Source organism: Micromonospora sp. BL4, assembly GCF_003667505.1.
GTDB lineage: Bacteria > Actinomycetota > Actinomycetes > Mycobacteriales > Micromonosporaceae > Micromonospora.
Genome location: NZ_RCVJ01000149.1, coordinates 22,163 through 34,447, shown reverse-complemented (window position 1 = coordinate 34,447; position 12,285 = coordinate 22,163). Strand labels below are relative to the sequence as shown.

Here is a 12,285-nt window from a genome sequence, read left to right as displayed (position 1 = left end):
TCAGGACTCGCGCAGCGAGCGGCCGGTCTTGGTCAGGAAGACGTCGTCCAGGCTGGGCCGGTGCAGCTCGATCGAGCGCAGGTCCAGCCCGGCCTGGTCGAGCCTGCGCAGCACCTGCGGGATGGCGGTGGCGCCCTCGTCGACGTAGAGGCGCAGGCCGCCCTCGTCGGCGGTCTCCAACTTGTTGACGTACGGCTCGCCGTCGAGCGCCTGCGCGGCCTGCGGGGTGACGGCCAGGTCGAGGCCGACCAGCACGACGTCGCCGGAGATCTCCCGCTTGAGCTCGGCCGGAGTGCCCTCCGCCACCACCTCGCCGTTGTCCATGATCGCGATCCGGTCGCAGAGCGCGTCGGCCTCGTCCAGGTAGTGCGTGGTGATGAAGACGGTCATCCCGTCCCGGCGCAGCCGCCGGATCTCGTCCCACATGTGCGCGCGGCTCTGCGGGTCGAGGCCGGTGGTCGGCTCGTCCAAGAAGACGATTCTCGGCTCGTGGATGATGCCGAGCGCGATCTCCACCCGTCGGCGCTGGCCGCCGGAGTAGGTCTTGCACTTGCGGTCGGCGTACTCGGTGAGCTGGAAGGCGTCCAGCGCGCGGGCGGCGCGCCGCTGCGCGTCGGCCTTGCCGATGCCGTACATCCGGGCGTGCAGCACCAGTTCCTCGCGGGCGGTCGACTCGTCCCAGGTGCTGCCGCCCTGCGGGACGTAGCCGATCCGGCGGCGCACCTCGGCCGGAGCCTTGCGCAGGTCGGCGCCGGCGATGGTGGCCTCGCCCCCGTCCGGCTCGATCAGCGTGGCGAGCATCCGCAGCGTGGTGGTCTTACCGGCGCCGTTCGGGCCGAGGAAGCCGAAGATCTCGCCCTCGGCGACCTCAAGGTTGACGCCCCGCACGGCGTCCACCGTCTTCGTCTCTCGACCCGCGCGGGAGCGGAACGACTTCCGCAGCCCCCTGGTCTCGATCATCTCTGCTCCTGGTCGTCCGGGCCGGCGGCAGCCGGCCGTCGAGGGGGACGACGCCGGACGGCGCACTCCCCGCTGTGCCGCGAGCAGGCTAACGCGATATAGCTTTTTTGGTCAACGTTGATTATTCCGCGTCGGAGTCGAGTGGCGCTCCACCCTCCCTCCAGGCCGACCAGCCCTCGGCGTTCTCCAGTTCAGCAGGCAGGTACGACACACCGGACTCGACCCGGTCCGCGACCTGCTCGCACCAGCTCAACTCCGCCTCCGCCCGCGCCACCCAGAGTTCGAACATCCAACCGACGTGCACCGGCTTGCTGTTACGGATCCAGTCGGACTCCAACGAGGCCCGCATCGAGGCGACGTTGGCGCGCAGCAGGTTGGCCCGGTTCCGCAGCGCCGCCGCCGCCTCGGAGCGGGGCAGCGCCGGCAGGAAGCCGAACGCCGCGGAGAACGGGTCCAGCGGCTCGGACAGGCCCCACCAGAAGCCGCGCAGCAACGTCTGGAACTCGTCCTCCCCCACCGGCGTCACCTCGTACGTCGTACGCGCCGGACGGGCGCCGACCTGCTCGGTGGCAACGGCTCTGATGAGGCCTTCCTCGGTGAGCTTGCGCAGGGCGTGGTAGATCGAGCCGGGCTGCACGTTCGCCCACTTGTCGGCACCCCAGCTCAGCAGCTCACGGCGCACGTCGTAGCCGTGCACGGGCTGCATCCACCGCACCAGGCCGAGGATCATCATCCGAGTCGAAGACACCCGACAAGCGTAATAGCCAAGTTTGACTAAACCGTGGCGGGACAGTGCGGCATCCCACACTGAGCGATCGTTAGGGTCACCAGGTCGGCCGATACACTCCCGGTCAGTAACCTGCCGGGAGGAGCCACGAAGGTGCGCAAGGTACTTATCGCCAACCGCGGCGAGATTGCCGTCCGGGTGATCCGCGCCTGCCGCGACGCCGGCCTGGACAGTGTCGCGGTGTACGCGGACTCCGACCGCGACGCCCTGCACGCCACGCTCGCCGACGAGGCGTATGCGCTCGGCGGGGACAGCGCGACCGAGACGTACCTGCGCATCGACAAGCTGCTCGACGTGGCCGCCCGGGCCGGCGCCGACGCCGTGCACCCCGGCTACGGCTTCCTGTCCGAGAACGCCGACTTCACCCAGGCGGTCATCGACGCCGGGCTGACCTGGATCGGCCCCACCCCGCAGGCGATCCGCGACCTGGGTGACAAGGTCACCGCGCGGCACATCGCCCAGCGCGCCGGCGCGCCGCTGGTCCCCGGCACCCCGGACCCGGTGGAGAGCTCGGACGAGGTGATGGCGTTCGCCGTCGACCACGGGCTGCCGGTCGCCATCAAGGCCGCCTTCGGTGGCGGCGGGCGTGGTCTCAAGGTGGCCCGGACCATGGAGGAGATTCCCCAGCTGTTCGAGTCGGCCACCCGGGAGGCGGTCGCGGCGTTCGGCCGGGGCGAGTGCTTCGTCGAGCGCTACCTGGACCAGCCCCGGCACGTCGAGGCGCAGGTCCTCGCCGACCAGCACGGCAACGTGATCGTGGTCGGCACCCGGGACTGCTCCCTGCAGCGGCGGCACCAGAAGCTGGTCGAGGAGGCGCCCGCGCCGTTCCTCACCGACGCCCAGCGTGCACAGATCCACGACAGCGCCAAGGCGATCTGCCGTGAGGCCGGCTACCACGGCGCCGGCACGGTCGAGTACCTGGTCGGCGTGGACGGCACCATCTCCTTCCTGGAGGTCAACACCCGGCTCCAGGTCGAGCACCCGGTGACCGAGGAGACCGCCGGCATCGACCTGGTCCGCGAGCAGTTCCGGATCGCCGACGGCGAGAAGCTGCGCATCACCGAGGACCCGACGCCGCGCGGGCACTCGATCGAGTTCCGGATCAACGGCGAGGACCCGGGCCGCAACTTCCTGCCCGCCCCCGGCACGGTCACCGCGCTGCGACTGCCCACCGGCCCCGGTGTCCGGGTGGACACCGGCATCTCTGCCGGCGACGTGATCGGCGGCAACTTCGACTCGCTGCTGGCCAAGGTGATCATCTCCGGTGAGACGCGTACCGAGGCGCTGGAGCGGGCCCGCCGCGCGCTGGACGAGATGGTGATCGACGGGATGGCCACCGCGCTGCCGTTCCACCGGCTGGTGGTGCGGGACGAGGCGTTCACCGCTGAGCCGTTCACCGTGCACACCCGGTGGATCGAGACGGAGTTCCACAACACCGTGCCGCCGTTCGCCGCCGCCGCCGGCGCCGCCGAGGCGCCGGCCGAGCGCGACACCGTCGTGGTCGAGGTGGGTGGCAAGCGGCTGGAGGTCAGCCTCCCCGCCGGCTTCGGCGGGGGTACGACCACCGCAGCGCCCGCCTCCCGCAAGCCGACCCGGCGCGGTGGCGGGGCCAAGGCCGGCGCACCGGTCGGTGGCGACACGCTCACCTCACCGATGCAGGGCACGATCGTCAAGATCGCGGTGGCGGACGGCGACACCGTGGCCGAGGGTGACCTGGTCGTGGTGCTGGAGGCGATGAAGATGGAGCAGCCGCTGCACGCCCACAAGGCCGGCACGGTCAGCGGCCTCACCGCCGAGGTGGGTGCCGTGATCACCGCCGGCGCGGCGATCTGCACCATCGCCTGAGCTGTCCGGAGGTCCCCTGACGGATCCTTCCGGCGGGCGGTCGGCGCGACGCGCCGGGCGGGCGGGCGGTTCAGGCGGTCAGCGGAGGGTCTCGGCGGCGACCGCGCGGACGGCGGTGGTCAGGGCGTTCAACACGTCCGACTCCAGCCGCCAGTGCTGCCAGTGGAGCGGGACGTCGAGGTGTCGGCCCGGCGCGAGGTCGACACAGCGGCCGGCGGCCAGATCGGCCTCGGCGATCTGCTCCGGCACCAGGCTCCAGCCCAGCCCGAGCCGGATCACCTCGCTGAAGGCCGGCACCGACGGCACGTAGTGCACCGGCGGGTCGAGCGGGCGGCCCGCCACCGCCCGGATGAAGCGGTGCTGCACCCGGTCCTTCCGGTCGAAGACGACCAGCGGCGCCCCGGCCAGCGCGGAAGGGCTGAACCCGTCGGCGAAGTGGGCCGCCGCGAACTCCGGCGTGGCCAACGCGCGGTAGCGCATGGCGCCGAGCCGCAGCACCCGGCAGCCCTGCACGGCCTCCCGCTGGGCGGTCACCGCCGCCGTCACCGACCCGTCCCGGAGCAGCTCGGCGGTGTGGTCCTGGTCGTCCTGCCGCAGGTCGAAGGAGAGCCCGGCCCGCTGCGGCAGTCGCGCCAGGGCGGCGGGGAACCAGGTGGCCAGCGAGTCCGCGTTGACCACCACGGCGACCCGGACGCGGCCGCCGCCGGACAGCGGACCGCGGGCATCGGCCAGCGCCTCCCGTTCGAGCAGCGTGAGCTGGCCGGCCAGGCGCAGCAGGGGCCGTCCCGCCTCGGTCGCCACGCACGGTCGGGTCCGGCGGACCAGCACCTGGCCGACGGTCTCCTCCAGTGCCTTGATCCGCTGGCTCACCGCCGACGGCGTGACGTGCAGCAGCCGCGCCGCCGCCTCGAAGCTGCCCTCCGCGACCACCGCGGCGAGCGTCCGCAACTGCGCCGAGTCGAGACCGTCCATCAGCAGAGCTTATGTTGCTTGAGAAACTTTAGTTGGACTGGTGCTGGCCCGCGCACCTAGCGTCGATCCGTGCTCACCTCCGCTCTCGCCGGCTTCTCGATCTCCATCGCCCTGATCGTCGCCATCGGCGCCCAGAACGCCTTCGTCCTGCGTCAGGGCCTGCGCCGCGAACACGTCGTACCCGTGGTGCTCACCTGCGCCGTGTCGGACGCTCTGCTGATCACGGCGGGCGTCGCCGGGGTCGGCACGCTGGTGACGGGCCGGCCGGGCGTGCTGACGGCGATCCGGTGGGGCGGCGCGGCGTTCCTGCTCTGCTACGCGGCGCTCGCCGCCCGCCGCGCCCTGCGCCCCGGCGCCCTGTTGCCCACCGAGCGGCCGCCGGCCACGCTCGGGGCCACCCTGCTCGCCTGCGCCGCCTTCACCTACCTGAACCCGCACGTCTACCTGGACACGGTGCTGCTCCTCGGCGGGGTGGCACAGCAGCACCCGAACCGCTGGGTCTTCGGCGCCGGGGCCGCCCTGGCCAGCGTGGTCTGGTTCACCGCGCTCGGCGCCGGCGCGCAGCGCCTCGCGCCGCTGCTCGCCCGTGCCACCGCCTGGCGGGTGCTGGACGCGGTCATCGCCGTCGTGATGGCCGGGCTCGCCGTGGCGCTTCTGCTGGGCTGATCGGGCGCGCCGCCGCTCGCGCAGGACGGCGGCGGGAGTGTTTTCCATGACCACAGGCGGCTGGATGAGCCACGAGCGGGAATGATGGCCGGGTGCAGTTCCTTCACGGCGCGGTCCCCGCGCACGACCTGACCTACACCGACGTCTTCATGGCGCCGGCCCGCTCCGACCTCGGCTCCCGGCTCGACGTCGACCTCTCCACCGGCGACGGCACCGGCACCACCATCCCGCTGGTGGTGTCGAACATGACCGCGGTCGCCGGCCGGCGGATGGCCGAGACGGTGGCCCGGCGGGGCGCGATCGCGGTGATCCCGCAGGACATCCCGATCGAGGTCGTGGCGAACGTCGTCGGCTGGGTCAAGCAGCGGCACCTGGTCTACGACACGCCGATCACCCTGGGCCCGACCGAGACCGTGGGCGACGCCATCCACCTGCTGCCGAAGCGCTCGCACGGCGCGGTCATCGTGGTGGACGAGGCCGGCCGTCCGCTGGGCGTGGTCACCGAGGCGGACACCATCGGCGTGGACCGGTTCGCCCAGTTGCGGCACGTGATGTCCACCGAGCTGCACACCGTCCCGGCGGACGCGGACCCGCGTACCGGTTTCGACCGGCTCTCCGCGGGCCGGCGCCGACTCGCCCCGGTGGTGGATGCCGACGGCCGACTGGTCGGGGTGTTGACCCGCCAGGGCGCGCTGCGGGCCACGCTGTACACGCCGGCGGTGGACGACCGGGGTCGGCTGCGCATCGCGGCGGCGGTCGGGATCAACGGGGACGTCACGGGCAAGGCCGCCGCGCTGCTGGAGGCGGGGGTGGACACGCTGGTCGTGGACACCGCGCACGGCCACCAGGCGCGGATGATCTCCGCGCTGCAGGCGGTCCGCAAACTCGACCCGGGGGTGCCGGTGGCGGCCGGCAACGTGGTCACCGCCGAAGGGGTACGCGACCTGGTCGAGGCGGGCGCCGACATCATCAAGGTCGGCGTCGGCCCGGGTGCGATGTGCACCACCCGGATGATGACCGGCGTGGGCCGTCCGCAGTTCTCCGCCGTGCTCGACTGCGCGGCGGCGGCTCGCGACCTCGGTCGGCACGTGTGGGCCGACGGCGGCGTGCGGCACCCGCGTGACGTGGCGCTCGCGCTCGCCGCCGGCGCCTCGAACGTGATGATCGGTTCGTGGTTCGCCGGCACCTACGAGTCCCCCGGCGACCTGTACACCGACGCGGACGGTCGCCGGTACAAGGAGAGCTTCGGGATGGCTTCGGCGCGGGCGGTCAGCGCCCGTACCGCCGACGACAGCCCGTACGACCGGGCCCGCAAGGCGGTGTTCGAGGAGGGCATCTCCTCGGCGCGGATGTACCTGGATCCGGCCCGGCCCGGCGTCGAGGACCTGATCGACGAGATCATCGCCGGGGTGCGCAGCGCCTTCACCTATGCCGGCGCCCGGGACCTCACGCAGTTCCACGAGCGAGCGATCGTCGGCGTGCAGAGCGCCGCCGGCTTCACCGAGGGAATGCCCCTCCCCACAAGCTGGTGACCCCCACCCGGGTCGATCATGGAGTTGTGGTGCCGCCCAGAACGGGCAGCGACCGGCGAATCGCCCACCACAACTCCATGATCGACGCCGTGGATGGGTGGTTACCGGGCTAGGCGGCGCAGGACGTCGCGGGCTGCCGTGCGGGGGTCGTCGCCCACCCGCTCCGGCAGCGCGCCGGCCAGCCAGAGGGTGGCGAAGCCGTGCGCGATCGACCAGGCGGCGAGCGCGTCCCGGTCGGTGTCCGCGGGTGCGGCTCCGGTGGGCAGGGTGGCCACCCCGGAACGGAGCGCGGCGCCGGAGCGCTCCCGGGCCGCGATCAGCTCGGCGTCGTCGGCCCGGTAGAGCTCGGGCCGGAACATCACCTCGAAGTACGCGCGGTGCGTGACGGCGAAGTCGACGTACGCGACCCCGGCCTCCAGCACGTCGTCCGCGTTGACCAGCTTCTGCGCCAGCAGGTCGAAGCCCTGGGCGGCAAGCGCGGTGAGCAGGCCCGCCTTGTCGCCGAAATGGTGGGCGGGTGCGGCGTGCGAGACACCGGCCCGGCGGGCGAGATCGCGCAGACTCAGCGCGGCGGGCCCGACCTCCTCGATGGCATCCAGAGCTGCGGCGAGCAGGGCGCGGCGCAGGTCGCCGTGATGGTAGGCGCGCGGTCCGGTCATGCCCGAATCCTATCTTGCCATTGACAAGATGGCACTCGTCGAGGCAATCTTGCCACTGACAAGTTCACGAGGAGGACTTCGATGGCACCCCTGATCGCCCTGCTGGTCGGCACCGCACTAGCCCGCGTGACCGGCTTCGCCGGCGTCACCGCGCTCGACGGCTGGCACCCCGCACTACGGATCGGCCTGGCCCTGATGTTCACGCTGACCGCCGTCGCGCACTTCGCCGGGCAGCGCCGCACCGACCTGATCGCGATGGTCCCGACCGGCCTGCCCCGCCCGGACCTGCTGGTCACCGTCACCGGCGTACTGGAACTGGTCGGCGCGGTGGGCCTGCTGATCCCCGCGACCGCCCGCCTGGCCGCCGCCGGGCTCGGTTTGCTGATGCTCGCGATGTTCCCGGCCAACGTCTCGGCCGCCCGCCGGAAGCTGACCCTGGCCGGGAGACCGGTCACCCCGCTCGGCCAGCGCACGGCTCTGCAGATCGTGTTCGTAACCACCGCGGTGGCTATTTCGTTTGGTCCCTGACTATCAGGAGGCTAACCTGCTTGCCGTGGACCTCGTCACTCTCCAGGATGTGCCGCTCGGCCGACTGCTGGTCGTGGCCGGGCACCTCGTCGGGCAGCGGTGGAACCGCTACCTCGCCGAGGAGCACGGCCTCACCCAGGCCGGCATGGTGACCCTGATGACGCTCGCCCGGCACGGCGAGCTGCCCCACCGCGAGGTCGCCGAGAAGGGCTTCGTGCGCCCGGCGACCCTGACCGGCATCGTGGACACGCTGGCCCGCGACGGGCTGGTCGAGCGGCAGCGTGACGACAGCGACCGGCGCAGCGTCCGGCTCGCCATCACGCCCGCCGGCCGGGAGCGGGTGGCGGCGCTCACCACGCTGATGCACTCCGGAAGACCGCTCACCTCGGTCGACGCCGACCCCGCGAAGGCACAGGTGATCCGGGACTTCCTGCTCGAGGTCATCGGCAGCGGGGACGACCCGCGGATGACCGGACGCCCTACCGAAGCGAAGGACACGGCGTGCTGATCCGACTGTTGCGCAACCAGTTGCGCACCTACCAGCGACCGCTGACGGCGGTGGTGCTGCTCCAGTTCGTGGGCACCATGGCGTCGCTCTACCTGCCCAGCCTCAACGCCGACATCATCGACCGGGGCGTGGCCCGGGGCGACACCGACTACATCGTGCGCATCGGCGGCTGGATGCTGCTGGTCAGCCTGATCCAGATCATCTGTTCGATCGCCGCGGTGTACCTGGGCGCGCGGATCGCGATGGGCTTCGGCCGGGACGTCCGCGCGACCCTGTTCGGGCACGTCAACCGCTTCTCCGCCCGCGAGGTGGCCCGGTTCGGCGCACCGTCGCTGATCACCCGCAACACGAACGACGTGCAGCAGGTGCAGATGCTCGTGCTGATGAGCTGCACCATGCTGGTCGCCGCGCCCATCATGAGCGTGGGCGGTGTGGTGATGGCGCTCCGGGAGGACATCGGGCTCTCCTGGCTGATGCTGGTCAGCGTGCCGGTGCTGGCCACCGCGCTCAGCATGATCATCCGTCGGATGGTGCCGGGCTTCCGGCTGATGCAGACCCGGATCGACACGGTCAACCGGGTGCTGCGCGAGCAGATCACCGGCATCCGCGTGGTGCGCGCCTTCGTCCGCGAGCCGTACGAGACGGACCGCTTCGCCGTCGCCAACGCCGACCTGACCGCCACCGCGCTGCGTACCGGTCGACTGCTGGCTCTGATCTTCCCGGTGGTCATGCTGGTGCTGAACGTCTCCAGCGTGGCGGTGCTCTGGTTCGGCGCGCAGCGGGTGGACGCCGGCGCGATCCAGGTCGGCGCGCTCACCGCCTTCCTCCAGTACCTGATGCAGATCCTGATGGCCGTCATGATGGCCACCTTCATGCTGATGATGGTGCCGCGGGCCGCGGTCTGCGCCGAGCGGATCGTCGAGGTGCTGGACACCGACTCCTCGGTGGTCCCGGCCGCCGAGCCGGTCGCCGAGCCGCCCACCAGGGCCGAGCTGGAGCTGCGCGGGGTGCGCTTCCAGTACCCGGGGGCGGTCGAGCCGGTGTTGCGGGACATCTCCTTCCGGGCGACCCCCGGCACCACCACGGCGATCATCGGCAGCACCGGCGCGGGCAAGACCACCCTGCTGTCGCTCATCCCCCGCCTGGTCGACGTCACCGCCGGCGCGGTGCTGGTCGACGGGGTGGACGTACGGGAGTTGGCGCCCGAGGAGCTGTGGCGGCGCATCGGCCTGGTGCCGCAGCGGCCGTACCTGTTCACCGGCACGGTCGCCAGCAACCTGCGCTACGGCAACCCGGACGCCACCGACGACGAGCTGTGGACGGCACTGGAGATCGCCCAGGCCCGGGACTTCGTGGCCCAGATGCCCGGCGGGCTGGACGCCCCGATCGCCCAGGGTGGCAGCACCGTCTCCGGCGGGCAGCGGCAGCGCCTGGCCATCGCCCGGGCGCTGGTCCGGCAGCCGGAGATCTACCTTTTCGACGACTCGTTCTCCGCGCTCGACCTCGGCACCGACGCACGGCTGCGGGCGGCCCTGCGCCCGGTCACCGCGCAGTCCGCCGTGGTGATCGTGGCCCAGCGGGTCTCCACGATCGTCGACGCCGACCAGATCATCGTGCTTGAGGACGGGGGGGTCGTCGGAGTGGGACGACACGAGGAGTTGCTGGAGAGCTGCCCGACGTACGCCGAGATCGTGGCCTCCCAGCAGACGACGGAGGTGCCGGCATGAGCGAGCCCGACGAGCCGCGGACCGCGGCCGTACCCACGCAGAAGCCGGCCGGCGAGGAGCCCACGCCGAAGCGGCTGCCCCCCGGACGCCAGGGCGGCGGGCCGCCCTGGGCGGGCGCCGGGATGCCCGCCGAGAAGTCGATGAACTTCGGGCCGTCCGCCCGGCGGCTGCTCGGCCGGCTCCGCTCGCACCGGCTGCACCTGGCCGCGATCATCACGCTCGCCGTGGTGAGCGTCGGGTTCAGCGTGGCCGGGCCGAAGATCCTCGGCCACGCCACCGACCTGATCTTCAACGGGGTGATCGGCCGGCAACTGCCGGCGGGCACCACCCCCGAGCAGGCCGTCGCGGCGGCCCGGGCCAGCGGCAACGACAGCTTCGCCGACATGCTGGCCCGGATGGACGTCATCCCCGGCGTCGGCATCGACTTCAGCGCCCTGAGCCGGGTGCTGCTGCTGGCGCTCGGGCTCTACCTGGCGGCGAGCGTGCTGTCGTGGTGGCAGGGCTGGCTGCTCAACGGGGTGGTCCAGCGCACCGTGCTGCGGCTGCGCGCCGAGGTGGAGGAGAAGCTCAACCGACTGCCGCTGCCGTACTTCGACCGGCAGCCCCGCGGCGAACTGCTCAGTCGGGTCACCAACGACATCGACAACATCTCCACCAGCCTCCAGCAGACCCTCAGCCAGCTGCTCACCTCGCTGCTGACCGTGGTCGGCGTGCTGGGCGTGATGTTCTGGATCTCGCCGCTGCTGGCCCTGGTGGCCCTGGTCGCGGTGCCGCTGTCGGTGCTGGTCACCCAGCGCATCGCCAAGCGCTCCCAGCAGCAGTTCATCGCCCAGTGGAAGCACACCGGCGAGCTGAACGGCCAGATCGAGGAGGCCTACACCGGTCACGAGCTGGTGAAGGTCTTCGGCCGGCAGCGCGAGGTGGAGGCCGCGTTCAACGCCAAGAACGAGGAGCTGTTCCGGGCCAGCTTCGGCGCCCAGTTCATCTCCGGGATCATCATGCCGTCGATGATGTTCATCGGAAACCTCAGCTACGTGGCGATCGCGGTGGTCGGCGGGCTGCGCGTCGCGTCCGGCGCGATGAGCCTCGGCGACGTGCAGGCGTTCATCCAGTACTCCCGCCAGTTCACCCAGCCGCTCACCCAGCTCGCCTCGATGGCCAACCTCCTCCAGTCCGGAGTGGCCTCGGCCGAGCGGGTCTTCGCGGTCCTCGACGCCGACGAGCAGAGCCCCGACCCGGTCCAGCCGGCCCGGGTCGTCGACCCGCACGGCCGGGTCGAGTTCGAGCACGTCTCGTTCCGGTACGAGCCGGACAAGCCGCTGATCGACGACCTGTCGCTGGTCGCCGAGCCGGGGCACACGGTGGCCATCGTCGGCCCGACCGGCGCCGGCAAGACCACCCTGGTCAACCTGGTGATGCGGTTCTACGAGCTGGACGCCGGCCGGATCACCCTGGACGGGGTGGACATCACCACCATGCGCCGCGACGACCTGCGGGGTCGGATCGGCATGGTGCTCCAGGACACCTGGCTCTTCGGCGGCACCATCCGGGACAACATCGCGTACGGCCGGCCGGACGCGACCGAGGAGGAGATCCTCGCCGCGGCCCGGGCCACCTTCGTCGACCGGTTCGTCCGCAGCCTGCCGGACGGCTACGACACGGTCATCGACGAGGAGGGCAGCAACGTCAGCGCGGGCGAGAAGCAGCTCATCACCATCGCCCGGGCGTTCCTCGCCGAGCCGTCCCTGCTGATCCTGGACGAGGCGACCAGCTCGGTGGACACCCGCACCGAGGTGCTGCTGCAACGGGCGATGGCGGCGCTGCGCTCGGACCGGACCAGCTTCGTCATCGCGCACCGGCTCTCCACCATCCGCGACGCCGACCTGATCCTGATGATGGAGAACGGTCGCATCGTCGAGCAGGGCACCCACGAGCAGTTGCTCGCCGCCCACGGCGCGTACCACCAGCTGTACCGCTCCCAGTTCACCGGCGCCGCGGTCGACGACGAATCCGACGACCCGGCCGCCACCGCCGTCCCCCAGCCCGCGTCGATCTAGGGCGGATCGCCGTGCGAACAGCGACGACGGTCCGCCCTCGACCG

At 71.9% G+C, this 12,285-nt stretch carries 11 protein-coding genes; 7 read left to right on the top strand and 4 right to left on the bottom strand.

The features are described from left to right. Nucleotides 1–960, bottom strand: a complete 960-nt coding sequence (locus tag EAD89_RS19385; protein WP_121676728.1) for an ATP-binding cassette domain-containing protein — start codon at nucleotides 958–960, stop codon at nucleotides 1–3. Between the two features lie 121 nt (nucleotides 961–1,081). After that, the gene (locus EAD89_RS19380) at nucleotides 1,082–1,693 is read right to left on the bottom strand and encodes a PadR family transcriptional regulator (protein ID WP_121676727.1); all 612 of its coding nucleotides are present in this window, start codon (nucleotides 1,691–1,693) and stop codon (nucleotides 1,082–1,084) included. Nucleotides 1,694–1,840: 147 nt separating this feature from the next. On the opposite strand from EAD89_RS19380, the gene EAD89_RS19375 reads away from it, so the two are divergent. Then, nucleotides 1,841–3,592, top strand: a complete 1,752-nt coding sequence (locus EAD89_RS19375; protein WP_121676726.1) for a biotin carboxylase N-terminal domain-containing protein — start codon at nucleotides 1,841–1,843, stop codon at nucleotides 3,590–3,592. Nucleotides 3,593–3,670: 78 nt separating this feature from the next. Here the strand turns inward: EAD89_RS19375 and EAD89_RS19370 are convergent, their stop codons facing one another. Then, nucleotides 3,671–4,564: a LysR family transcriptional regulator ArgP gene (locus tag EAD89_RS19370; RefSeq protein ID WP_121676725.1), complete on the bottom strand. Its 894-nt coding sequence runs from the start codon at nucleotides 4,562–4,564 to the stop codon at nucleotides 3,671–3,673. A gap of 69 nt (nucleotides 4,565–4,633) precedes the next feature. Here EAD89_RS19370 and EAD89_RS19365 point away from each other — a divergent pair, with 69 nt between their 5' ends. After that, complete coding sequence (locus tag EAD89_RS19365; protein ID WP_121676724.1) at nucleotides 4,634–5,230, top strand: LysE/ArgO family amino acid transporter; 597 nt, start codon at nucleotides 4,634–4,636, stop codon at nucleotides 5,228–5,230. Nucleotides 5,231–5,322: 92 nt separating this feature from the next. Continuing rightward, entirely contained in the window at nucleotides 5,323–6,762 is a 1,440-nt protein-coding gene (locus EAD89_RS19360; protein WP_121653379.1) for a GuaB1 family IMP dehydrogenase-related protein, read from the top strand. A 101-nt stretch (nucleotides 6,763–6,863) separates the two neighbouring features. On the opposite strand, the gene EAD89_RS19355 is transcribed toward EAD89_RS19360, so the two are convergent. Next, nucleotides 6,864–7,421, bottom strand: coding sequence for a TetR/AcrR family transcriptional regulator (locus EAD89_RS19355; RefSeq protein WP_121676723.1), 558 nt, complete (start codon nucleotides 7,419–7,421; stop codon nucleotides 6,864–6,866). An 81-nt stretch (nucleotides 7,422–7,502) separates the two neighbouring features. On the opposite strand from EAD89_RS19355, the gene EAD89_RS19350 reads away from it, so the two are divergent. The 4 genes from EAD89_RS19350 to EAD89_RS19335 are packed head-to-tail and all read left to right on the top strand — an operon-like array spanning nucleotide 7,503 to nucleotide 12,241. Then, nucleotides 7,503–7,949 (top strand): DoxX family protein, encoded by a 447-nt coding sequence (locus tag EAD89_RS19350; protein ID WP_121676722.1) that lies wholly within the window; start codon nucleotides 7,503–7,505, stop codon nucleotides 7,947–7,949. Nucleotides 7,950–7,974: 25 nt separating this feature from the next. Next, nucleotides 7,975–8,457, top strand: coding sequence for a MarR family winged helix-turn-helix transcriptional regulator (locus tag EAD89_RS19345; protein ID WP_121653376.1), 483 nt, complete (start codon nucleotides 7,975–7,977; stop codon nucleotides 8,455–8,457). Then, nucleotides 8,451–10,184, top strand: a complete 1,734-nt coding sequence (locus EAD89_RS19340; protein ID WP_121653375.1) for an ABC transporter ATP-binding protein — start codon at nucleotides 8,451–8,453, stop codon at nucleotides 10,182–10,184. Before EAD89_RS19345 ends, EAD89_RS19340 begins: the two co-directional genes overlap by 7 nt. Then, complete coding sequence (locus EAD89_RS19335) at nucleotides 10,181–12,241, top strand: ABC transporter ATP-binding protein (protein WP_121676721.1); 2,061 nt, start codon at nucleotides 10,181–10,183, stop codon at nucleotides 12,239–12,241. Before EAD89_RS19340 ends, EAD89_RS19335 begins: the two co-directional genes overlap by 4 nt. Nucleotides 12,242–12,285: the final 44 nt, after the last annotated feature.

Excerpts from the sequence above, each read along its gene's own strand:
- EAD89_RS19380 (WP_121676727.1), bottom strand. The coding sequence starts at position 1,693 with ATGATGATCCTCGGCCTGGTGCGGTGGATGCAGCCCGTGCACGGCTAC.
- EAD89_RS19370 (WP_121676725.1), bottom strand. The coding sequence starts at position 4,564 with ATGGACGGTCTCGACTCGGCGCAGTTGCGGACGCTCGCCGCGGTGGTC.
- EAD89_RS19335 (WP_121676721.1), top strand. The coding sequence starts at position 10,181 with ATGAGCGAGCCCGACGAGCCGCGGACCGCGGCCGTACCCACGCAGAAG.
- EAD89_RS19385 (WP_121676728.1), bottom strand. The coding sequence starts at position 960 with ATGATCGAGACCAGGGGGCTGCGGAAGTCGTTCCGCTCCCGCGCGGGT.
- EAD89_RS19355 (WP_121676723.1), bottom strand. The coding sequence starts at position 7,421 with ATGACCGGACCGCGCGCCTACCATCACGGCGACCTGCGCCGCGCCCTG.
- EAD89_RS19350 (WP_121676722.1), top strand. The coding sequence starts at position 7,503 with ATGGCACCCCTGATCGCCCTGCTGGTCGGCACCGCACTAGCCCGCGTG.